This window comes from Chlorogloea sp. CCALA 695 (assembly GCF_003003885.1).
In the GTDB taxonomy this organism is placed as follows: domain Bacteria; phylum Cyanobacteriota; class Cyanobacteriia; order Cyanobacteriales; family Chroococcidiopsidaceae; genus Aliterella.
In genome coordinates this window covers 54,887-77,454 of sequence record NZ_PVWN01000005.1, presented here as the reverse complement: position 1 = coordinate 77,454, position 22,568 = coordinate 54,887, and the positions used below count along the sequence as shown (strand labels likewise).

Annotated in this window: 25 protein-coding genes; 6 read left to right on the top strand and 19 right to left on the bottom strand. The window is 42.0% G+C overall.

The annotated features are described in order from the left end of the window. Position 1: 1 nt before the first annotated feature. Positions 2 to 472, bottom strand: coding sequence for a type II toxin-antitoxin system VapC family toxin (locus C7B70_RS04435; RefSeq protein WP_106367863.1), 471 nt, complete (start codon positions 470 to 472; stop codon positions 2 to 4). A 212-nt stretch (positions 473 to 684) separates the two neighbouring features. Here C7B70_RS04435 and C7B70_RS04430 point away from each other — a divergent pair, with 212 nt between their 5' ends. From C7B70_RS04430 to C7B70_RS04420, 3 genes are read left to right on the top strand one after another with little or no spacing between them, the layout of a single operon-like run. After that, positions 685 to 1,704, top strand: a complete 1,020-nt coding sequence (locus C7B70_RS04430) for an ABC transporter ATP-binding protein (protein ID WP_106367923.1) — start codon at positions 685 to 687, stop codon at positions 1,702 to 1,704. A 38-nt stretch (positions 1,705 to 1,742) separates the two neighbouring features. Next, on the top strand, positions 1,743 to 2,636 hold the full coding sequence (locus C7B70_RS04425; RefSeq protein WP_106367862.1) for an ABC transporter permease: 894 nt from the start codon (positions 1,743 to 1,745) through the stop codon (positions 2,634 to 2,636). A gap of 17 nt (positions 2,637 to 2,653) precedes the next feature. Further along, positions 2,654 to 3,037, top strand: coding sequence for a hypothetical protein (locus C7B70_RS04420; RefSeq protein WP_106367861.1), 384 nt, complete (start codon positions 2,654 to 2,656; stop codon positions 3,035 to 3,037). Between the two features lie 57 nt (positions 3,038 to 3,094). Here C7B70_RS04420 and sixA read toward each other — a convergent pair whose 3' ends face one another. The 11 genes from sixA to C7B70_RS04380 form a co-directional block, all read right to left on the bottom strand. Further along, complete coding sequence (sixA, locus tag C7B70_RS04415; RefSeq protein WP_106367860.1) at positions 3,095 to 3,589, bottom strand: phosphohistidine phosphatase SixA; 495 nt, start codon at positions 3,587 to 3,589, stop codon at positions 3,095 to 3,097. Then, positions 3,590 to 4,861, bottom strand: coding sequence for a bifunctional oligoribonuclease/PAP phosphatase NrnA (locus C7B70_RS04410; RefSeq protein ID WP_106367859.1), 1,272 nt, complete (start codon positions 4,859 to 4,861; stop codon positions 3,590 to 3,592). Positions 4,862 to 5,137: 276 nt separating this feature from the next. Further along, a complete protein-coding gene (locus tag C7B70_RS26840) occupies positions 5,138 to 5,431 on the bottom strand; it encodes a hypothetical protein (protein ID WP_199192053.1) in 294 nt (97 codons plus the stop codon). Beyond that, entirely contained in the window at positions 5,407 to 5,697 is a 291-nt protein-coding gene (locus C7B70_RS28250; RefSeq protein WP_199192052.1) for a hypothetical protein, read from the bottom strand. Before C7B70_RS28250 ends, C7B70_RS26840 begins: the two co-directional genes overlap by 25 nt. Before the next feature lie 22 nt (positions 5,698 to 5,719). After that, positions 5,720 to 6,127: a hypothetical protein gene (locus C7B70_RS28245; protein ID WP_199192051.1), complete on the bottom strand. Its 408-nt coding sequence runs from the start codon at positions 6,125 to 6,127 to the stop codon at positions 5,720 to 5,722. Positions 6,128 to 6,339: 212 nt separating this feature from the next. Then, entirely contained in the window at positions 6,340 to 7,320 is a 981-nt protein-coding gene (locus C7B70_RS04400) for an aldo/keto reductase (RefSeq protein WP_106367858.1), read from the bottom strand. Between the two features lie 13 nt (positions 7,321 to 7,333). Continuing rightward, a complete protein-coding gene (locus tag C7B70_RS26825) occupies positions 7,334 to 7,621 on the bottom strand; it encodes a zinc-binding dehydrogenase (protein WP_199192050.1) in 288 nt (95 codons plus the stop codon). Further along, positions 7,618 to 7,914, bottom strand: a complete 297-nt coding sequence (locus C7B70_RS26820; protein WP_199192049.1) for an alcohol dehydrogenase catalytic domain-containing protein — start codon at positions 7,912 to 7,914, stop codon at positions 7,618 to 7,620. The genes C7B70_RS26825 and C7B70_RS26820 overlap by 4 nt, the downstream gene beginning before the upstream one ends. 55 nt (positions 7,915 to 7,969) lie before the next feature. Continuing rightward, positions 7,970 to 8,359 carry a MerR family transcriptional regulator gene (locus C7B70_RS04390; RefSeq protein ID WP_233220824.1) on the bottom strand — a complete coding sequence of 130 codons (390 nt, stop codon included), beginning with the start codon at positions 8,357 to 8,359 and terminating at the stop codon, positions 7,970 to 7,972. 78 nt (positions 8,360 to 8,437) lie between these two features. After that, on the bottom strand, positions 8,438 to 9,826 hold the full coding sequence (locus C7B70_RS04385; protein ID WP_106367856.1) for an ATP-binding protein: 1,389 nt from the start codon (positions 9,824 to 9,826) through the stop codon (positions 8,438 to 8,440). 101 nt (positions 9,827 to 9,927) lie between these two features. Next, positions 9,928 to 11,136, bottom strand: coding sequence for an acetate/propionate family kinase (locus C7B70_RS04380; protein ID WP_106367855.1), 1,209 nt, complete (start codon positions 11,134 to 11,136; stop codon positions 9,928 to 9,930). Between the two features lie 306 nt (positions 11,137 to 11,442). On the opposite strand from C7B70_RS04380, the gene C7B70_RS04375 reads away from it, so the two are divergent. Then, positions 11,443 to 12,135: a PHP domain-containing protein gene (locus C7B70_RS04375; protein WP_106367854.1), complete on the top strand. Its 693-nt coding sequence runs from the start codon at positions 11,443 to 11,445 to the stop codon at positions 12,133 to 12,135. A gap of 362 nt (positions 12,136 to 12,497) precedes the next feature. On the opposite strand, the gene C7B70_RS04370 is transcribed toward C7B70_RS04375, so the two are convergent. The 4 genes from C7B70_RS04370 to C7B70_RS28240 all read right to left on the bottom strand — a co-directional run bounded on the left by C7B70_RS04370 (position 12,498) and on the right by C7B70_RS28240 (position 15,881). Next, positions 12,498 to 12,938 (bottom strand): hypothetical protein, encoded by a 441-nt coding sequence (locus tag C7B70_RS04370; RefSeq protein ID WP_106367853.1) that lies wholly within the window; start codon positions 12,936 to 12,938, stop codon positions 12,498 to 12,500. Beyond that, positions 12,935 to 14,938, bottom strand: coding sequence for an FHA domain-containing protein (locus tag C7B70_RS04365; RefSeq protein ID WP_106367852.1), 2,004 nt, complete (start codon positions 14,936 to 14,938; stop codon positions 12,935 to 12,937). The genes C7B70_RS04370 and C7B70_RS04365 overlap by 4 nt, the downstream gene beginning before the upstream one ends. A gap of 30 nt (positions 14,939 to 14,968) precedes the next feature. Next, positions 14,969 to 15,460 (bottom strand): FHA domain-containing protein, encoded by a 492-nt coding sequence (locus C7B70_RS04360; protein WP_106367851.1) that lies wholly within the window; start codon positions 15,458 to 15,460, stop codon positions 14,969 to 14,971. A 298-nt stretch (positions 15,461 to 15,758) separates the two neighbouring features. Then, a complete protein-coding gene (locus C7B70_RS28240) occupies positions 15,759 to 15,881 on the bottom strand; it encodes a hypothetical protein (protein ID WP_255409308.1) in 123 nt (40 codons plus the stop codon). Positions 15,882 to 16,198: 317 nt separating this feature from the next. On the opposite strand from C7B70_RS28240, the gene C7B70_RS04355 reads away from it, so the two are divergent. After that, positions 16,199 to 17,113 (top strand): DUF928 domain-containing protein, encoded by a 915-nt coding sequence (locus C7B70_RS04355; RefSeq protein WP_106367850.1) that lies wholly within the window; start codon positions 16,199 to 16,201, stop codon positions 17,111 to 17,113. Between the two features lie 120 nt (positions 17,114 to 17,233). Here the strand turns inward: C7B70_RS04355 and C7B70_RS04350 are convergent, their stop codons facing one another. Beyond that, positions 17,234 to 18,613, bottom strand: coding sequence for an aldehyde dehydrogenase (locus tag C7B70_RS04350; RefSeq protein WP_106367849.1), 1,380 nt, complete (start codon positions 18,611 to 18,613; stop codon positions 17,234 to 17,236). Between the two features lie 217 nt (positions 18,614 to 18,830). Continuing rightward, the gene (locus C7B70_RS04345; RefSeq protein ID WP_106367848.1) at positions 18,831 to 19,949 is read right to left on the bottom strand and encodes a hybrid sensor histidine kinase/response regulator; all 1,119 of its coding nucleotides are present in this window, start codon (positions 19,947 to 19,949) and stop codon (positions 18,831 to 18,833) included. Between the two features lie 458 nt (positions 19,950 to 20,407). Here C7B70_RS04345 and C7B70_RS04340 point away from each other — a divergent pair, with 458 nt between their 5' ends. Beyond that, complete coding sequence (locus C7B70_RS04340; protein ID WP_106367847.1) at positions 20,408 to 20,866, top strand: hypothetical protein; 459 nt, start codon at positions 20,408 to 20,410, stop codon at positions 20,864 to 20,866. Here C7B70_RS04340 and ureC read toward each other — a convergent pair. Further along, positions 20,851 to 22,560, bottom strand: a complete 1,710-nt coding sequence (gene ureC, locus C7B70_RS04335; RefSeq protein WP_106367846.1) for an urease subunit alpha — start codon at positions 22,558 to 22,560, stop codon at positions 20,851 to 20,853. The genes C7B70_RS04340 and ureC overlap by 16 nt on opposite strands. Positions 22,561 to 22,568 lie beyond the last annotated feature (8 nt).

Here is a 22,568-nt window from a genome sequence, read left to right as displayed (position 1 = left end):
GCTATCCCATTAGTTCATAGGGTGTACAAATAGTCGGCAACTCATACCCTGCTTCAATACTAATTTGAGCGAGTTTCTTTTGAATTTGAGCGTTAGCAATATGTTTGCAGTTCCAAGTTAGAAGATAATCTAGCCCGTAAAATGTCGCTACTGCAATATGAAGCGCATCATCACTAGCTTTAGCAGGAAGATTAGTTTTTCCAAGAAACAGAGTTGCTAGACTTTGAACGCTTTGGTTGACTTCAAGCAATGGAAAGTCACGCAAGATATCCATCCGCTTACTTGCTATCTCCGCATCTCCTCTAGCCACTTCTTCTAACACCACTTGGGAGATGTAAAGAGCAAATTGTTCTCGGCGAGTGTTCCACCATTCCTGGGTAATCTCCAAGTTTGCCATGAGTCGCGAGTTGTTATTAGGTCTAGCTGTCAAGTAACCAACTATACTGGTTTCGATGTAGACGGTTTCACTCATTCGAGATATGTTACTAATCGTTCCATTTTAACCCAAACTAAGATAGCCCACAGACCTATCAATAGAATGTAAAAATAGTCAAATAAGTCACCAATTGTTTATGCCGTTGCCCCGATCCTAAATCTAAATTCGTCATGAGAAGTCGCACCTCTAATCTCTTTGATCGTTAAAATAGAAATTGTTTAGAAATGTATATTTGGGGAGAAAAGCTGATGGCTCCCGCCGTTTTAATTGAAAACTTACAAAAAAGCTATGGCTCGGTAGAAGCAGTTAAAAATGTTTCATTGCAAATTGAGCCAGGGGAAATATTTGGGCTTTTAGGGCCAAATGGAGCCGGAAAAACGACGACTTTGCGCGTATTGTGTACTTTATCTACCCCAGACGCAGGAAAGGTTGAAGTATCAGGTGTTTCCGTTGTCGATTATCCGAGAATTGCCCGACAAAAATTAGGTTATGTAGCTCAAGAAGTAGCTTTAGATAAGGTACTCACAGGGCGAGAACTCTTGCAGTTGCAAGCATCGCTGTATCATTTGCCCAATAATGCCGCCAAAGGGCGCATTAATGACGTAATTGGCTTATTAGGTTTAGCGGAATGGGCAGATAAACGTACTGGTACTTATTCTGGTGGAGTAAAAAAGCGGATAGATTTAGCCGCCGGATTGCTTCACGCCCCCGATGTTTTAGTATTGGATGAACCCACTGTAGGATTAGATATTGAAAGCCGTTTTGTAGTGTGGGACTTTTTGCGCCAACTCAAAGCCGCCGGAACTACAGTATTAATTACCAGTCACTATTTAGAAGAAATTGACGCTTTAGCCGACAAAGTAGCCATTATCGATCGCGGTGTAGTGATTGCGGCAGGAACGCCCACAGAGTTAAAAGATAAATTAGGAGGCGATCGCATAACCCTCCGCATCCGAGAGTTTTCCTCAAATCCTGAAGCTGAAAAAGCTAAGGATTTATTGCAAGCTTTGCCTTTTGTGCAAGAAGTAATAATTAATAGCGCTCAAGGTAATTCCTTAAACCTAGTGGTTACACCTCAATCGGACGCGCTAAGTAGCATTCAAAAATCGCTGATTGAGGCGGGTTTACCTACTTTTGGCATTGCCCAGTCGCGCCCAAGTTTAGATGATGTCTACTTAGCTGCTACGGGGCGCACGTTGATGGATGCAGAGCTTGCGGCGGCTGGTAGTCGGGATTTAAAGGCAGAGCGCAAGCAAAATATGAAGTAGATGATAAAAGTTTTTCCAACGTAAAGAGATAAATAAAAATGAGTAGTACGATTACACCTCCCAAACCTCAAACAATTGCTCAACCAGGAGCATTTTATCAAATAGACACTTCTAGCCGTAACGGGTTGGCGGATTTGGTTCAAGAAACTTTAGCTTTAACTCGGCGCTTATTTATTCAATTGCAGCGTCGCCCATCAACTTTAGTGGCTGGAATTATTCAGCCTGTAATGTGGCTGGTTTTATTTGGGGCGCTATTTCAAAACGCACCATCGGGATTATTTGGTAATAGTCACAGTTACGGGCAATTTCTCGGTGCGGGGGTAATTGTGTTTACGGCTTTTGCAGGGGCTTTAAACGCGGGTTTGCCTATAATGTTTGACCGCGAATTTGGCTTTTTAAACCGTCTATTAGTTGCGCCACTTGCTTCTAGGTACTCAATTGTTCTGGCTTCAGCTTTATTTATTGTTAGTCAAAGCTTATTACAAGCGGCGGTAATTGTTGGTGCAGCAGCCTTGTTGGGGGCGGGTTTGCCGAATATAGCTGGGTTAAGTGCGATCGCCTTAATTGTCTTTTTACTAGCTCTAGGGGTGACGGCGATTAGCTTAGGGTTAGCTTTTGCTTTACCCGGACATATTGAACTAATTGCTGTTATTTTTGTAACGAATTTACCTTTATTATTTGCCAGTACCGCCCTTGCGCCTTTATCCTTTATGCCTCAATGGTTGCAGGTAGTCGCAAGTTTGAACCCCCTGAGTTATGCCATTGAGCCGATTCGTTACTTATATCTAAATAGCGATTGGTCTTTGGCTAGTATAGTAATGCAAGCTCCTTGGGGCGCGGTTAGCTTTGGCGGGGCGATGCTAGTTTTGTTAGGCTTTAGTTTTGTAGCGTTAATTAGCATTCAACCTCTATTAAAGAAATCACTTTCTTAACAACCTTCTAAAAACCTATGAAAATTACAGTTAAATCACCCCAAAAGTTCATTTTTACAACCTTAGCCTCTATGAGCCTTTTTTCCTTACTAATTCCCCAATTAGCAAAAGCGCAATCTACAGATGTCAATCCTTTACAAGACTTTCAACCCCAACAGGGCGATCCTTTTTCCTCTAGAAATGATAATCCGACAGGAAGCTTGTTTGACTTGATTCATCGCGCTCAACTAGGAAATTCTCGCAGCGCTGAGGAATTTAACACTGATAAAAATCAAAGTTTAAATGATGCAGCGACGGAGTTTAGAAAAAAGCAACAGCAGCGTACTCAAGCCCCCAGTCAAGCGGCTACAGTAGAGAATACAACTACTACACCGTTGTTGCAGATTAATTTAGATAAATGAGTTTAAAAACCTGTAGAGACGTTGCAGTGCAACGTCTCTACATTAAAATTCCTGTATTTAATTAGCAACCAGAAATTTAGGTGGTATCAGCAAAAACATTTGACTTTGACCGATAGGCGATCGCATAGTTGGTAAATTTATACCAATAATTCCAGCTTTTTTTAAAATTAATGCTTCCTTAGCTTCACCCCAAACAAGCATTGATGCCCATTCTCCCAAGTTTGGTTGATGACCAATTAGGGCTAATTTGCTATTAGGTGGATAGTTTTGTTGTTCTAGCCAATTGAGCCAAGCATGAATGTTTCCATTAGGCGCAAGTTCGGTAGATACTTGCAATTGGCTAGATAGTTGCACTGTGAAAATTTCTGCTGTTTGATGCGATCGCACAAGGGGACTTGTCAAAATTAGATCAAAGCGCAAACCCAAGTTATACAAGCGTTTAGCTACTTCTTTTGTTTTATCTTGCCCGACTTTTGTTAAAGTGCGATCGTCATCAGTAATTGCCAAGTCTCTTGCTTGGGCTATACCATGACGAATTAAGTACAGTTCCATTTACTCGGTTTGAATGGGGTTATCTCTGGGACTAACTAACCGCAAAAGTTTTTGCTTAATTTGAGCGTCAAACACTTCCCACTTCATCCGGGCATAGGCAGAATTTTCATTAAAGCCGGACAAAAAACCCATCGGAATTTCAAACCCGCCAGCGCCAGTACGTCCACCCCCAAAAAAGCGCCCTTGACTGTCTTGTCCAAAAGCTTCTTTGATAAATTCATCAGGATCGAGGGTTAGCTTAGTAGTTCGCAAAGAACCAATTACGACTTCTAATTCCTCATCTTCATCGTGAACAATCCCAAAAACTACCGCCGTGTGGACGTTTTCTTCAGTAACTAAAAAGTCCGCCGCTTGGGGAATTGCATCGCGGTCTTCGTAGCGTAAGTAACCAACTCCAGCAATAGAAAAGTTATTTTGCACAATCCGATTTTTCAAACTGCGCTCAATTACATCCATTACTCGTTTAGAGCGATTTGCTTGGAGTACGGCGTTAAGCAATTGAGAGTCATAAAACCTACTTAAATAACCTGCGGCTAAAAAATCTTCTTCTTGCGCTTGCATTAATCGATTAGTATCTGAGCGCAAACCGTGCATTAAAGCTGTAGCACATTTAACATGATTGCTTATACTATTGTCTAAAGTCAGCAATCCAGCTTGTAAGTATTGAGTAAAAATCGTTGCAGTAGCTCTAATTGAGGGGCGCAAGTCGCTAAACTCTGCTTTTAGTTCGCCTTGCAAACTATGGTGATCTACTAATACTACTAAAGGAATTTGCGCTTCTTGCACTAAGGGCATTAATTGGCTGGTTGTTCCCTGGTTATCAATGAGCGCATAACCACTATAAACCGATAAGTCTTTGCTTTTAGCGTTTTGTAGCGTCCACCGTTGGGCGGGTAAACCTGTAAGTTTTACTAAGGCAATATTTTCTTGATGGCTCAAAGTACCTGCATAAACAATATCGCACTGAATATCGTATTGCTCGGCGATTAGTTGATACGCCCAAGCGCAGGATAGAGCGTCAGGATCGGGAAAATCTTGGAGAATTACTAACTGGCGCTGGTGTTGGTGTTTTTCAAAGGTTTGTCTAAGAGCGTCTATTTTCTGGCTAGGTAATAGGATGCAACGCTGTCCTGAATAGGGAGCATTTTCAATATTGGCGCTGGGCGTAGGTTGCAGAAAGTCGGTATTAGGTTGGATGTCAATAGGATCTTTTGGTATTGGCTCTAAAGTTATTGGTAGACTGTCAAATACTTTTAAGGAGTTCGAGTGCATATTAGTTTAGTTCGTAGGTGCGAGAAGGAAGATTTTAAAAGATAGAAATTGACAATTTTTAAGTTTGCGCCACACACTACGATCTTTACAGATAATTAGCAATTCAACATCCTTTCATGCAAGATACTTCCTCAAGATGGAATTTATAGGGAAAAAATTGTTGGCAATAGTGGTTGTATTGCCAACAATCTGGCTTTACACTCTACCTCCGTATTGAACGGGTAATATAGCTTTAGCTGTATCTTTGGGTTGCAGTTTTAAAGCTGCATGGTATGACTAATAAGGATCGCGGAGCATTTGAGTTGCTAAAAGTACACTATCCGCCTGCTGGTTTTGCACAATTTGCTCAGCCTGGGTGGCTTCAATAATCGAACCTACGGCGGCGGTGGCTATTTGGGCTTGGGTGCGGACTTTTTCAGCAAAAGGTACTTGCCAATCGGGTCCAAAAGGATAGTTTTTGTAGTCGGGAGTGTTAAAGCCGGAACTGCAATCAATTAAGTCTACGCCTTCGGCTTTGAGCTTTTTAGATAGTTCTACCGAGTCTTCTATTGTCCAGCACCTTCTACCCAATCGGAACAAGATAACCTTGCGGTAAATGGCAATCTTTCGGGCCAAACTTCTCTGGCGGCGCGGGTAGTTTCGATAATAAACTGAATTCTGTTTTCAAAACTACCGCCGTATTCGTCGGTGCGTTTGCTTGATAGCGGTGAGTAAAAGCTGTGTCCCAAGTAGCCGTGCGCGAAATGCAGTTCTAACCACTCGTAGCCTGCTTCTAAACTCCGCACGGTGGAGGCACGAAAGGCGTTTTGTACGTCTTTAATATCTTCGCGAGTCATTTCTTTTGGAGTACGCTATACTTCATCTCCAATGGCGATCGCACTGGGGCGATGGTTTCCCAGCCTTCGTCGTCTTTGAGCGATTGGCTGCCTTCTTGAGGGCGGTGCTGGCTTTTCTCCCGGCGTGAGCGATTTGAATTGCTGGTACGGCTCCTTGGTCTTTAACAAATTTATTGATGCGGTACAGTGGTTCTATGTGTTTGTCTGCCCAGATTCCTGCGTCTTTTGGGGATATTCTCCCTCTTGGTTCTACGGCGGTGGCTTCGGCGATGATTAGTCCCGCTCCGCCTACGGCGCGAGAACCTAGGTTTACTAAGTGCCAATCGGTTGCTACGCCGTCAATAGAACTGTATTGGCACATTGGGGAAACTCCGATGCGGTTGCGGAGGGTGATGTCTTCGATTTGGTAAGGAGCGAATAGGTGTGTCATTGTTCTTTTTCTGGTTGGGATCTTTGTTTTATTAGGCTTGTCTTAAGAAAAACCGAATATGGGGGGTTTGGGGGGCAGACCCCCCATTGGGGGACGGCTTACCTCCCCCAAACCCCCTGCAAAAGGGTCTTTTCTTGGGGTACGGTAGCTTTCGGCAATAGACCTCTTTCTCGGTACATCAACAAGTTTTTGGTAAGTCTGGTTTTAAGGGTTTAGCCGTTTACTGCGCTCATGTCTGAGTAGCGATCGCCCATTACACTATTTTTTGGTGCTACTTCTTCTAAATTCTGCAACTCGCCTTCTGTAAGTTTAATTTCAGTGGTGGCTACGTTTTCTTCTAAATAAGTTCGGCGTTTTGTTCCGGGAATGGGAATAATCTCATCACTTTTTGCCAGCAACCACGCTAATGCTAGTTGTCCTGGGGTTACTCCTTTTGAACTAGCTATCTCTTTTACTCGTTCTACTAATTGCAAGTTTTTGTCGAAGTTTTCTCCCTGAAATCTGGGCGAATTTCTCCGGTAGTCATCGGCGGCTAAATCATCCACTTTCGTAACTGTTCCTGACAGGAATCCTCTCCCTAACGGACTATAAGCTACTAACCCAATTCCCAATTTCGCAATTGTTGGGATAATTTCATCTTCTATATCTCTACTCCATAACGAATACTCAGACTGCAATGCACTAATTGGATGTACCTTTGCAGCCCGTCTAATTGTGGCGGCGCTGGCTTCCGATAAGCCGATGTAACGTACTTTTCCTTGCTGTACAAGTTCCGCCATTGCCCCTACGGTTTCCTCTATCGGCACTTTGGGATCTACTCGGTGTTGGTAATACAAGTCTATATAATCAGTATTCAACCGTTTCAAGGATGCTTCGCAAGCGCTGCGGACGTACTCAGGACTACCGCTAATTCCCCTAAAACTATTGTCTTCGCCGCGCTGGATGCCGAATTTTGTTGCTATTATTACTTGCTCTCGATGCTGCGCGATCGCTCTCCCTACCAGTTCCTCGTTTTCACCCCTTCCATACATATCTGCTGTATCTAAAAAGGTTACTCCTAGTTCCAAAGCCCGGTGAATTGTCGCTATTGATTCGGTTTCGTCTCCCTTTCCGTAAAACTCTGACATTCCCATACATCCAAGTCCTAGTTCAGATACGGTTAATCCTTGGTTGCCTAGTTTACGTTGTTGCATTGATTTTCTCCTATTAAAGTTGAATACAAATTTTGCCGAAGTGCGCGCCAGTTTCCATATATTTCAAGGCGTATCTAACAGACTCTAAAGGAAATACGCGGTCGCATATTGGACGAATTTTGTGCAAGGCGATCGCTCTATTCATATCCTCAAACATCTCTCTAGAGCCTACATAAATGCCCTGCACTCTCACGTTTTTCATCAAAATGGCTCCGGTACTAATTTCACCTTTCCCACTTGTCAAAACGCCAATTAAACTAATTTGTCCGCCATAATTAACCGCTTTTAATGACTCGTTCAAAGTTCCCGCGCCGCCCACTTCTCCTGAAAAAATATCCCCGCTACGCGATCGCCTACTTTTCGCGTTACTCCTTCACCCAGCGCTACAACTTCCCCTACCTCGTCCGAAAAAGAAATTAAAGGCAAAGGTATGTTGGGATTGTATAAACCCTTTACTACCATCAAATCTCGGTAATTTAAGGAAACTACCCGCAATTTAATTAACACTTGTCCGTATCTTGGACTCGGATCGGGTCGTTCTATTAGCTTTAGAGCATCTAACCCAAAGCTATTTTGAATCTCAAATGCCTTCATTGATCCTTTACCTTTTGTTAATCTTAACGTTAACGTCAATTTGCTTTTAAAAAAATTACTGGCTGCTAAGTTCTTGAATTTGCTGTTGAATTTTTAAGATATTTGCTTTTAAGTCTGAGCGAAAATCTTCTAAGGCGGCAATCTTTTCATCGGTTTCTTTGAGATGAAATTGCAGGATTTCTAGTACCTTTTGTTTACCTCTTATATCTGTAGAATCTTGAAAATACAAGTCAATAAAGGTGGTAATTTCTTCTAGTGTCAGCCCTAATGACTTTAAACAATCAATTTTTTGCAGTTTGGCAAGCTCAGTTTGGCTGTAATATCTAAAGCCCTTACCTTCCCGCTCGTTAGGACTTAATAGCCCTAAGTTTTCGTAGTAGCGAATTGTTCGAGGAGTTACCCCAGCAATTTGTGATAGTTCTCCAATCCGCATTTTGTCAGTCACTTTACTTCGTCAACAACATTGACGTTAACGTTAACTTGATATTAATAAATTTTAAGTAAAAGTGTCAAGCTAAATTTATTAATGCAAAGGCAGACACACGCTAAAGGTAGTTCTACCAGGGTTAGAGTCTAGAGAAATTGAACCATGATGTCGATTTTCGACAATGCGCCGTACCATATCTAAACCTAGTCCTGTACCTTTACCTACGGGTTTTGTAGTAAAAAATGGCTCAAAAATCCGCGATCGCATCTCCACCGAAATTCCCGATCCTGAATCGGTAATAGTTACAACTAGGCGATCGCCTTTATTTTTGGTTGTTAGTTCGAGAATACCTTTGTTATCCATAGCATCAATGGCATTATCAATTAGATTTGTCCATACTTGATTTAGTTCACTCCCATACACCAAAATTTGGGGAACTGTGTCGTCATACGACCTTTTTACTGTAATGCCTTGTTTTAACTTGCCGGAAAACAGCCGAATTGTATCTTCAATTCCTTGATGTACATCTACAAGTTGTTGCGCTCCTTGGTCGAGATAAGAGTAAGATTTCATCGACTGCACCAGTTCAGAAATTCGTTCTGCACTGCGTAAACCGCCTTTAATTGTTGACATGACTTCAAAGGATAACCCCAACCAACGCACGCCCATTTCTCGCAGTTCGCCAGAGTCGTTGCGCCAAGGAGAAGTTAATTGTTCTAAAGTTTTAATCTCAACTCCCGCCTCCGCTAAAGGTGTTGCCAAATTCCAAGCATCTTCAATCCCGTAGTCTTCAAGCCAAGTTAAAAGCTCATCTTCACGATCTCCTATTGTTACAGGATCGACAAGCTTATTAACAATTGCCTCATAACCGCGATCGCGCTCCCCGATCCATTGCTCAATTTCTGCTTCCCTAAGCCCTGCTTGTCCTGTTACCAAATTCATGCGTTGCAACTCGATCAAAGCCGGAGTTACGTCTTTAAGGGCGCGGACAAGGGCGGCGGCGGGGTTGTTGAGTTCGTGAGCAAGTCCCGCCGCCAAAGTTCCCAATGCTGCCATTTTTTCTCGGCTGCGGATAAAAGATTCTAAACCGCGCGATCTCACTGTTACAGTTTGAAAGATAATTTTTTCAAAGGCGCGACACTCGTGCAATAAGCTTAAAAAATCCTCCTCTTTGAGTCGATACAACCGACAATCAGTAAAACTTCGCAGCGTCACAGGGACAACTTCACCTGTAAGAATCTGCGTTTCGCCAAAAAATGCTGGTGCTTCGTGCTGTCCGATGGGCATTTCCACACCGTCACTGTAGCGAGTTACCCCAATTCGTCCCTTGGTCAAAATCAAAAAGCCTAGCGCTGCGTCACCTTCGCGGACTAATACTTCTTGCGCTTTCAAGTCAATAGCTTCAGCGTGATCGCACACCCAATTTAGCCGTTCTGGGGGCAATACTTGAAACAACTCTAGCTTTAACAACTCTTGAGTACACATGAGTTTATTTTGGCAACGTTAGTAAATAGCCTAGCAATTATCTTTTCCGTGCTGCTTAGATAGTGGTTAGAAACAATGAAAGCATCGGTAATAACTATAATTTATTGCCCTTTAGCTAGTTGCCAACATTGACTTGCGATCGCCCAATCTTCTTGAGCTTCAATAACTAAAACCCTTGCATTAGAATCATTGGTAGCGATATCTGTATCAATTGGCGAATCGGCATTTTTATCAGGGTCAATTTTTATGCCCATAAATGCCAGTGCTTCGCAAGCGGCGGCTCTTATCGGCGGCTGATATTCTCCCACACCGCCCGTAAATGCGATCGCGTCTACGCCCCCTAAAGTAACTAACATAGCGCCTATATGCTGACAAAGCGACTTCACGTACATATCAAAAGCTAACCCCGCGCGATAATTATCTTTTTTAGCTGTAATAATCTGGCGCATATCGTTAGACAAACCAGAAATACCCTTTAATCCAGAAGCAATATTTAGCATTTCGTCTAACTTATCCGCGTCATAACCTTGTCGCAGTAGATGAATTAAAATCCCTGGATCGACACTACCGGAGCGGCTACCCATCATTAACCCATCTAAAGGCGTAAACCCCATTGTTGTATCAATACTAATTCCACCGCGAATCGCCGCAATTGAGCAGCCATTACCCAAATGACAAGTAATTAATCGCAATGACTCTATATCTTTATTCAACAATTGAGCAGTACGATGGGCGCAATATTCATGATTAATCCCGTGAAACCCATAGCGGCGAATACCTTGCTCAAAAAATACATAAGGTATTGGATAAACCGCCGCCATTGCTGGTAATTGGCTATGAAAAGCTGTATCAAATACTGCTACTTGCGGCACATCGGGTAATATTTGTTCAATAGCGGTAATTCCTTCTAAATTAACCGGATTGTGGACAGGTGCAAAACTAGCAAGACGAGAAATTGCATCAATTACTGCTTGTGTAATTATCGTAGCTTCTCGGTAATGTTCGCCGCCGTGTACTACCCGATGACCGACAATATTAATTTCTGATAAATTATCAATTACTTGCGTCTCGCCTTTGTATAAACTATCGAGCAGACAAGACATTACCGCCATGCGATCGCTACTTGATAATTCTTCTATCAATTCTCCTTTATTACTTTTAACTTTAAGCTTTGCTATCCCTTTGGAGTAAGTCCAGTCAATTTTTGCTGACCATAATGGCTTTAAAGGCAAATCTGGTAAATTATCGTCTATTTGATACAAACAACTTTTTTGACTGCTAGAACCTGCGTTTAATACTAATATTTTCATATTTTTATTTAGCTTAAAACTCCTCCCTATAACGAGAGCAGAGTATTGGGGCTGACAATTTTTTGCATCTATCCTCAGAAGTTGCTTACGAAACCTCTTAGAATAGATATAGTTATTAAAATATATAAACCTTTACCCTAATACTTGACTTCGCGTTTTCAGATAACTTAGTTATTTGTATTTAGCCTTTGCCACAAAGGTTTGCAATGCACTTGTTGGGTGGCGGCTAATTACCCCACCAATCTTTGCTCAAAAGCAGAGTGTTAGAGCTAGTAGAGGGAGGTATTTATTCCTTCAGAGGCGGTTATGGCGGTGAATTTTGCCCGAACTTCTACTTCAATTCAATGTTTGCAGCAAGTTTTTACAACTATTGATGCTGAAAGTTGTCCTTACAGGTTTAACTTTCATATGCACACGGTATATTCTGATGGCAAATTTCAGCCGGAAGAATTAATAGATCGCGCTATTGCTATTGGTTTACAAGCTTTAGCCATTACCGATCACCATACTATTTTAGGCTATAAAACGGCGCAACGTTATTTAGAAGATTGGAAATGGAGTCACCCCCAAACCGACAAACCCGCGCCACAACTTTGGAGTGGGGTAGAAATTAATGCCCGGATTTTGAATGTTGAAGTACATATTCTGGGCTATGGCTTTGAACCATCACACCCTAGCTTACAACCTTATTTGCAAAGAGGCGCTGTCAAAGGAGAGGGTTATCAAGCGGAGAATGTTATTGATTCTATTCACCAAGCGGGAGGGCTTGCAGTCCTCGCTCACCCAGCACGTTATAAGAAGTCTCACTTCGATTTGATCCCGGCTGTAGCCCAATTAGGTATTGATGGGGTAGAAACTTACTATGCCTACAATAATCCCAATCCTTGGAAACCTAGCCCCACCGAAACGCAACAAGTACAAAACCTTGCTGCTATTCATAATTTGTTAAGTACCTGCGGAACAGATACTCACGGACGCAACTTACTTCAGCGTCTTTAATCATGCTTGGATTTCTCCAAAAAATATACCTTCTCATTCATGAGAAGGTATTGTAAAGTAATATTAAAACTATTAGATTGATTTAGTCCTAAAAAGCGGACATGATTGTAATAATACTGACACTTGTTAAAGCCACTGCAACGCCCATAGCTATTGTGGAGCCTAAGTTAGTTGATTGTTGTGTAGGTTTCATAAAAGACTTTTAAGTAAATGTACTGATAACATTAAATTTATCAGGTTGCTTGCAGCTCTACACATAAAAGTCTAAAAACTTTAATATAGTTAAGGTTTCTTAACATATCAGCGAAAAAATAAAGACGTTGCACTGCAACGTCTCTACAAAGAAGATCAAAAATAAACTTTCAAACCCATTTACCGCCTCTAAAGCGCCACCGGGGAAATAATATTCGCATAACAGTCCAAGATAAGAAATAAGCGACTATAGAAACCGCCGTATAATGAACGATAAACCAAGGCAGGTTAAATACATCGCGGACTACAAAAGGTAAGCCAACAAACTTAAGTAGCAACCCTAAAACAATACCTTCGGCAATGCAGGCAAAAAATTGAAACGCACCGGGCCAATCGTGATCCCACAAATACTGTTGCAAATAGTTGTACAGGATGTCCCACAGCAAGCCTAAAACCCCTACCCAAAATACTACCCAAAAGAAAATCGGGTGAAAATTACCGTCGGGAGTGGGCCCAATAATGCCCAAAGCAAAAGGTAAGCTGACAATTAATCCAATTGTAGCAAGGAGAAATATCCGAGTTTGCCAACGTCCAAATAAAATAGGTGTCATGGTGTTTGATTAGTTGCCCACTTGATCCATTGAATGAAAGAACCCAAACCATTGAGACGGCTTGCTTTTGGCGCGCGATTTCTCGCTAAACCATCCGCCGCGCACTGCGCCGCGTACTGCAACCCTAAAAATGTATCTACGGGAGCATAGGGGCCGCCGAGAGTCATTACCCCGGCTGCATACATCCGCGCGCGATCGTTTCGCATCTCTACAAGCTCAAAGTCATTAGCGACGGAAAGCCGTCCGAGGGGGTTGAGCGGTAAGCTGTAATGAGTAACTAAATCGTTGAGAAAAGGACTTTCTGAGGGTTTGGCTTCAAGTCCTGTAGAGTCGATAATAAAGTCGGCATTGAGCTTGCTTTCGCCCTTGATATTGCTGCTTTCTAAGTAAGTAACTAAACGCCCTTGATCGTCTTGCTCGACTCTATTTACTTTCCCAAATGCGATCGCATACCACCCTTCTTGTAATCCTTTACTAACAATTTGCTTCCAGTCGGAGCGGTCGGCGGTAGTAGTGCCGCCCCAATCGGTGAGCAAGCGCTGGCGTTCGACGGGACTGCCTTCTTCTAAGCGTTTCTTCATATCACCCCCCCACGTACCTTTGGGCCAGTTGTAGGGCTGAAATTCCCACTGATTTTCGGTTTTACGTTGGGCGACTCCAAATTTGTTACCTTCAGGTTTGGGAGATCGCATTAAATGCAAAACTGTTACTTTAGGGTTTTGGCGGCGAATTTCTGATACGCGCTGAATAATTCGAGAAGCAACAATGCCTCTACCTCTGACAATAATGCTCCCACCTTTGCTAATTAATTGCTTGTAGACGTGTTCGTGTTCTTCGTAAGCATTGACTACTGATTTAAAATCGCGGTACTTTTCCCGGTAGGCTTGCAAGTCTGGTAAAAACTTAATTGCTGGATAGCCGGGAGCCATGTGGATGTAACGAGTAATTAAAAAGCGGTGATCTTGGCGATCGCCTTGAGTGCGAGAATAAGCAATAACATAACGCCCATCTTCAGTTTTACGAATTGCCCGAAAGCGACCGTAACGTAACATTTTTTCCCAGCCAATTCGCGCCGCTTCTCGGTCTACCGAGGCAAATACATCGCCGGATTTGGGCGTATAAGTATCGGCTAACACTGGCTCAGAAAATACTTGCCACAGATGCTTAATTGACGAACTAACTTGTCCTCTAAAAAACTCTTTAAACGACTCTCGCCAAGCATAGCCCGGCCAACCCCAAATATTGTCTGGGCAAGAGTCAGAACCGGAGCGCAGCCGTTCGTGGGAGGGAATTTGCGAGTTTTGGCATAAACGTTGATAGCGACCGTAGGGCTTTTTCTCAATCCCTAAAATCACAATTTGCTCGGCTTTTACGCCGAAGCAGCGCATTGTATCAGCCCAAGTAAAACTACCCATCCCCGCGCCCAAGCCTACATAGTCGCTTTCTTCAATAGGCAATCCGGCGGCATTTATATCGGCAATAGATACTCTCTCAGCAGCAAAACACGCTGGGGGAAAAGCACGACCAGGAATGCTTATTTCCTGCGGGATACTAGCTTGAGCTTCTAAAATGTCTGTTTCTGGATTAAAGACAATGGTTGAAGACGGAACTATAAATTCTGTTGCCGAAGGGTCGGTGAGGACAACTTCTGTCGCCTCAACATTATTTACCATCGACTCAATAGTAACGGTAATTTCGTAAGCGCCTAGTTTAATGGTATCGCCACTATTTAGGGGACGACTTGATTGCGTGATGCGAAGTCCATTTATTAAAGTACCGTTGGCGCTACGATCTTCAATGGTTAGTTGCCCGTTATTGACGGTAATTAAGGCATGAAAGCGTGAAACTTGCTTACTAGCAAGAATAATCGGCGAGACTTGCTCATCGTTAATCGTTGGCGGAATTTGACCTGCTTCTCTACCAAAAGCGATCGGCGCAGATAAACGTGGTTCAAATAACTCCCCGGAAGTGGGGTCTTCCCAGCTTAATTGAATTTCCATCAGGCTTCTGTATTTAGTGCAAAGATTTAACTAGGGTTTTTCGTTGGGAAAGTAAACAGCCGTTGGCGCTGAAGCTAAGGAAGTTCCGCACCACTGACACACTAGAGACAAACTTGCCTGGGGAGAAATATGATTGCAGACATGGCATTTTAATCCGTTTACAGGTACATCTTCCGGCGCATCGGAAGTAACATTTGCTGTCAGTGTGATCTTGCCCAGTTGAATCATGGCGCGACGAGAGAGAACAACGTCTTTTCCCACAACTTTTTGCCCGTTTACCCAAGCAGGGTTTGGTTTGTCCCTATTTTTAGTAAGATTACGCAGGTAAAAAATATGTCTTGCTACGTCAAAAACTATTTCTACGTGTAAGCCTGAAATAGTTTTTGCTGGATCTTTGACAATGACATCGCACTGACTTTCATCTCTACCAATACGGATTGGTGGCTCGTTTGGTTTGTCAAAAGAAAAGGTTTGAGAACGGTTGCGACCTTCTTCCACCCATTCCAATGTTATTTTGTGCATAGTGTGGGATGCTCCCGAAAGTGTTTTTATTTAGGCGATGCAATAGAGATGATTGATTGTTCGTTATTTAACTTATTCAACTAAATCGGCGGCAATTCCTGAAATCAACCCAAAAATGCAGAGCGCGCTGCTTTAAAAAATCTGATTATAAGGTTGTTTTAGCCAATTTGCTCAGCTCCTAAAGGTTTACTACCACTAGCAAAGTACAACAGCATACAAAATAAAAATATACTGCTATATAGTTGCATAAATATTGAGTTAATGTTAAAAATTTAGCTGTTAATAATAAAAAGCGCTACTACCAAGGATTGCCAACCATTGCTTGAGAGAAAGGTAAACCATTCAACAATCCTAAGCCTTGCAAACGTCCGTCTTTAATCAAAATTTGTCTTTTAGTGATCGCTACTTGCGCCTGTCGCATTGGATCCGCCTTAATTGATCCCTACCTAAATATCGATAAAACTGGGTTATAAAGGCTGCCGTTGCGCTATTGTTGACAAATCAGAGAATTGTTAACAGTCAAGTAGCAGATAAATAATATTTAACTAGATTTATTATTTATCCGAAATTTGCCTTAACAACCATGTTTAATTAAATATCACGCTCTTAAGCGGACTCAATTCTAAGTTTAGATAGAAGATATAATGAAATTAAGGTAAAGTTTGATACCAATCTAACTAATAACTATTACTGATAATTTTACTAAAACTAGCAAAAATAATAAACAAAGTGGTTCTAATGAAATGCAATATTTGGTTGAAATACTTACCTGCAATAATAGCTGCAACTTTTTTAACGCCTGTAATGCCAATAATAGCTGCTCCCCAAACGCCAACAGTTATTGCTCAAGCTACCACTGCGTACAACACATATATGCGGAGGGGCTATTCAGCTACCGCTAAAAGAGATTATCGCAACGCTTTGGTTAATTTTAGACGAGCTTTAAGCGTGCGTCCCGGCGATGGCTATGCTACCGCCGCAATTAATAACGTGAGTAAATACGCTCGTCGCGGCTCATCAAAAACTATCTTTATAGCTTCAAACCGAGGCGCACCAGGGACAAGACAAGGAGGTGCAACTAGGGGAGGGTGTTCTAGTAGCGATCGCACTTTAACAGCATTAGTTCCCGCTAATAATTTAGGCATGACAACCTCGCAGTATCCGGTAATTTTCTTTTATGTACCGCAAACTTCCGCAGATATCCTCGAACTATCTTTAGTAGATGAGAACGATAACGAGATTTATCAAAAAAACCTCAAACCAATTAAAACTGGTGGTGTAGCTAGTATAAATTTCCGTGATTTGCCGGGTTTAAAACCTTTGCAAGTAGGTAAAAGTTACCACTGGTATTTGTCGATTGTGTGTAATGCTCAAGACCGCTCCGCAGATATATTTGTCGATAGTTGGGTGCAAAGAATTAATCCCGATCCCGCCTTACAAAGCGAATTAAAACAAGCATCCCTAGAAAGCCGCGCCGCGCTATATGCAGTCAATGGTATTTGGTATGACAGCCTCACAGCGCTATTTGAAACCCGCAAATCTAGCCCAAATAATTCTGCTTTAGTCAACCAATGGGCAGATTTATTAGATTCTGTTGGCTTAGACACTGTTGCCAGAGAACCTTTAGTTCCCTGTTGTACGGTGACTAACTAGAATTGGGAATTGGTAATTGGTAATTGGTGAGAGAGGGCTGTAGTTGCATTTTTTCTATTTGCTCATCTCTTGCACGGGGACAGGCTTAACAAGCTTGTAGCAGTTACTAAATAAACCGCTTTAATTAAAAAGTATTTTCTTAAGCAGTGCTAGTTTGTCTCGGTAGGGAGGGTAGCGCAAGTTGAAGTCAAGGCGGAAGAATTTATTTAAAATACTTTTGTAGTGAGAAAAGGTGTCAAAACTTGCTTTGCCATGATAGCTACCAATTCCACTATCGCCGACACCACCAAAAGGTAAGGATGAAACTCCAAATTGCATTAGTGTATCGTTGATACAAACGCCCCCCGACGAGGTTTGACTGCATACTTGCCGTTGCAAACTTTTATTTCTAGAAAAAATGTATATAGCTAGAGGTTTGGGCAGCTTGTTGATAAGTGCGATCGCATCAATTAAATTATCGTAGGCAATAATCGGTAAAATTGGGCCAAAAATCTCAGTTTGCATTACCCCATCTTCTAACGATACATTGTCTATCACTGTCGGCGCGATGTATCGGTCAAAAGCGTTAGTTTCGCCACCAATAACTATTTCACTTTCTTCAAGTAGGTTAGTTAACCTAAAAAATTGCTTGTCGTCGATAATTCTGGCGTAGTCGGGGCTATTTTGGGGGCGATCACCAAAAAATTCTTTGATGTACCTAGCAATAGCCGCTAACAATTCTTGCCTAATTGCCCTATTTACTAATAGATAATCGGGAGCAATGCAAGTTTGCCCCGCATTCACAAATTTTCCCCACACAATGCGCCTAGCAGTACAGTCTAAATCAATATCACTATCAACAATACAAGGGCTTTTGCCACCAAGTTCTAGAGTCACAGGCGTTAAGTGTTTGGCGGCGGCTGTCATGACAATTTTGCCGATGGCGGTACTACCTGTAAAAAAGATTCGATCCCATTTTTGAGCCAATAGCTGCTGACTTATCTCTCGATCTCCTTCTACTAAGGCTATGTAAGATTCGTCAAAATATTGTTGAATAATCTTTGCTAGTAATTTAGATGTGTAGGGCGCATTTTCTGACGGTTTCACTACTACGCAATTGCCTGCTGCGATCGCACCTACTAAAGGCGATATTATTAGTTGCAGGGGATAATTCCACGCGCCAATTATTAACACTACTCCCAAAGGTTCGGCGCAAATACTGCCGTAACTTGGAAATTGCTCTAAAGAAACTGAGACTTTTTTGGGCTTAGTCCATGATTTAATCTTTTTTAGGGCGTAGTCGATTTCTTTTGTAACTATAAGCTCGGTCAGATATGCTTCAAACTGGGGCTTATTTAAGTCTGCTTTTAGAGATTGAGTAATTGTTTCAAAGTTCTCGGCGATCGCGCTCTTTAACTTTTTGAGTTGATGAATCCTAAAATCTATTTCTTTTGTTTTGCCACTGCCGAAATACTCGCGTTGTTTAGAAATAATTTGAGCGACTTCTGTTTGAGCAAGCATTTTGAGATGAAAATTTTATTAATTTATTTTACGAAAACCCTTGCAATGTCTTGACTTTTTTGGTAGTATATTTATACTGGAAAGTTTAACTAAAATATTATTTTTATTACCACTCCCATTATAACATTTTAACAAAAATAGTTCTATTTGTCTACCCAAAACCCCCCTAATCAAATATTTTTTTTATAAAAAGAATAAAAATACTTATTTCAAGTTACTAAGCAGGGAGATAAACAGTAAATATACTACCTTTGCCTAGTTCTGAACTAAGTTGAATTGTACCTTGATGGGCTTCAACAATGCGCCGAGACAGGTATAAACCTAATCCACTGCCCGAACGCTTGTGACTGCCTTGGCGAAAGCGCTCAAACATAGTTGCTTGTTCGCCAATTGCAATACCTACGCCTGTATCTTCAATTTCAATGGCAACGTAAGCTGTAGCTTGCTGTCTGGGGGGAAGATTTTTCGGCTCAATAATCGGATTGAAACGAACAGTAATAGAACCTGTATCGGTAAACTTAATAGCATTGCCAACTAAATTAGTAAATAAGCGATGAAGTTCTAAGCGATCGCCCATAACTTTGTTAATCTGTGTTTGTTGGTTAAATTCGGCAATTATGGCTAATTTTTTCTCCGCAGCGAGGGGAGTGAGTTCATTGATAACTTCTTGCAGCAACGCACGTAAATCGATGGGGAAAAAGCTAAGAGTTTTGCGCCCAGCTTCAAAGCGGTAAACTTCAAGTAAAGTATTGACCATTTGCAAAAGGTTTTGATTGCTCCTTTGCATAGTAGCGATCGCTTCTAACATAGTAGACGAAAGCTCTCCCAAAGCACCTTGCTGAAATAGCATCAACATCCGGTCGGCGGCTACTAAGGGAGTACGCAAGTCGTGAGTAAGACGAGAGACATAATCTTCTCTTTGACGGGCAATGCTGTCGCGCTCGTCTACACTGTGTTTGAGACGCAGTAAACTTCGTACTCGTGCCAATAACTCATCTACTTCTACAGGCTTGCGGATAAAATCATCGGCTCCCATGTCTAAGCCCTGGGCGACACTGGGTTTATCGTGAGCGGTAATCAAGAGGATGGGAATAAAAGGCAGCTTAGTATTTTCACGGAGGCGCTTAGTAACTTCAAAGCCATCCATTCCCGGCATCATGACATCTAACAAAATCAAGTCTGGCGGAGAAAGTTCAATTTGTGCTAAAGCCGAAACGCCATTTTCGGCAGTGGCGATTTCGTAGCCTTCTTCTTCCAAAATGGTTTGGATCAAAAAGACGTTATCAGGAGAGTCATCAACAACAAGTATCTGGTCTATAGCAGCTAGCGAACTCATGGAGGGGATTGTTTTTAACTAATTAAGTTGTTTAAATACATCTTCTACCTGTATCATTTTTTCTTTTGAACGCGCAATTAACCTCTTACTTGCGGCAGATTATTTACTGCTTTATATCCTACTAATTGTTGTTGACTTTTAACTTTTAATTGAGTTTGCCACCAAGAAATTGATTATTAAACCCAAAATTTACGACAAATTGACCTATAAATCTAACCGTAATTATTAGTTATTGTCGTTTAAAAAAAGACTTAAGTTTAGCAGCGCAACTTAGACGATTTGCTGATAATATTTTGGGCATAGAAGTTGCCAATGCTAAGGAATTTATGAATAAATTAACCAAACTAAGAGTCAATGTAGCATTTTTTACAAATATCCAGGATTTGTGATTTTTTCAGATTAGCTTTGCCAAAAAGTCAATTCAAAGCTAAATTAAAAGCTAATTTTCAAAAAATACTATGGTGCTACCTAGTTTTACCGCCGGACGAAAAAGAAATAGCAGGTATAAAGTAAGCGATCGCACTCTCAGCCCATTTTCTATAAGATTTGCCAGTATTTTATTCATATTTTTGGGTAGTTTGGGGTTGATTTGGGTAGAAATGCTGACAAAAGGTTATTTAGCTATTGGTGGGGTTCCAAGTCCAATCATTCTGAGCTTTTTACAAAACGACAGTGCAAGGATTGCTTATTTTGATGGAGACGAGGAAAAACTGCACGCCCAAATTCAAAGTATGAATTTAGCAGAAAAGTTAAAACCTTATTACCGCCCTCAGTTTGCGGAGGAAGCAAAACTAAATTTACATACTCATCAGATTCTTTATGATCGCACGGGTTATGTAGGCAAAGCTTACCAAGTTAGCAAGCAAGGAGTTTTAACGTTAAAAAAGAAAACTAAAGCAAGTCAAAACAAAAAGTAACGTTGAGCTAGAGGTAATATAGTAGCGCTTTCGCAAGTAAGCAATTGCCCATCGGCTCTAACAGTATAGGTTTCGGGATCTACTTCAATGTGAGGGGTTGCATCGTTTAGCTTCATAGATTGCTTAGTTATTTGCCTAGTCCCAGAAACTGCTACAGTCATTTTTTGCAAGTTTAACTGCTTTGGAATTTCGCGCTCTAGGGCGGCTTTAGAGAGGAAAGTTAAGCTATTTCTCGCAATTGCACCGCCAAAACTGGCAAACATCGGACGCATATGTACGGGTTCAGGTGTGGGAATACTAGCATTAGCATCGCCCATTTGCGCCCAGGCGATCGCACCACCTTTGATAACTATTTCGGGTTTGACTCCAAAAAACGCTGGTTTCCACAGACACAAATCAGCCAATTTTCCGACTTCTACCGAACCTACATGAGCCGCAATGCCGTGAGTAATAGCAGGATTAATTGTGTACTTAGCAATGTAGCGTTTCGCCCTGTAGTTGTCATTATCGGGGCTATCTTCGGTTAATTGTCCTCGCTGCACCTTCATTTTGTGTGCAGTTTGCCAGGTGCGAATAATTACTTCTCCCACTCGCCCCATAGCTTGAGAATCGGAAGAAATCATACTAAAAGCGCCCAAATCGTGCAAAATATCTTCGGCGGCAATAGTTTCGCGGCGAATGCGCGACTCAGCAAAAGCTACATCTTCGGGAATATCCGGATCGAGGTGATGACAAACCATCAGCATATCTAGATGTTCGTCTAAAGTGTTGAGAGTATAAGGGCGGGTAGGATTGGTAGAAGACGGCAAAACGTTACTCTGTCCGCAAACTTTGATAATGTCTGGTGCATGACCGCCCCCAGCGCCTTCGGTGTGGTAAGTGTGAATAGTGCGACCCTTAAAAGCTGCGATCGTTGTTTCCACAAAGCCAGCTTCGTTGAGAGTATCGGTGTGAATTGCCACCTGCACATCATAGTCATCGGCGACGCTGAGACAAGTATCGATAGTGGCGGGTGTAGTTCCCCAATCTTCATGGAGTTTTAACCCCATTACCCCAGCATTTACTTGCTCGACAAGTCCTTGAGGCTGGCTGCTATTACCTTTACCTAAAAAGCCAATATTGACGGGAAAAGCATCCGCCGCTTGTAGCATTCGATGAATGTTCCAAACTCCAGGAGTGCAAGTAGTAGCATTTGTTCCGGTAGCTGGGCCTGTACCGCCGCCAATCATCGTAGTTATTCCTGATGAAATCGCACAATCAATTTGTTGCGGGCAAATAAAGTGAATATGGCTATCTATTCCCCCGGCAGTAATAATCGCACCTTCCCCGGCGATTACTTCTGTACCCGCACCAATAATAATATCTACATTGTTTTGAATGTAAGGGTTGCCAGCTTTGCCAATTTTAAATATGCGTCCGTCTTTGATGCCAATATCGGCTTTAACAATTCCCCACCAATCGAGAATTAGAGCGTTAGTAATGACTAGATCCACCGCGCCATCGGCGTTAGAGAGGGGAGATTGACCCATACCATCGCGGATTACCTTCCCGCCGCCAAACTTGACTTCATCGCCATAGGTAGTAAAGTCTTGTTCTACTTCAATAAATAACTCTGTATCCGCCAAACGAACGCGATCGCCTCTCGTTGGGCCGTAAGTTTGGGCGTAAGCGCGGCGATCCATGCGGTAACTCATATATTCCT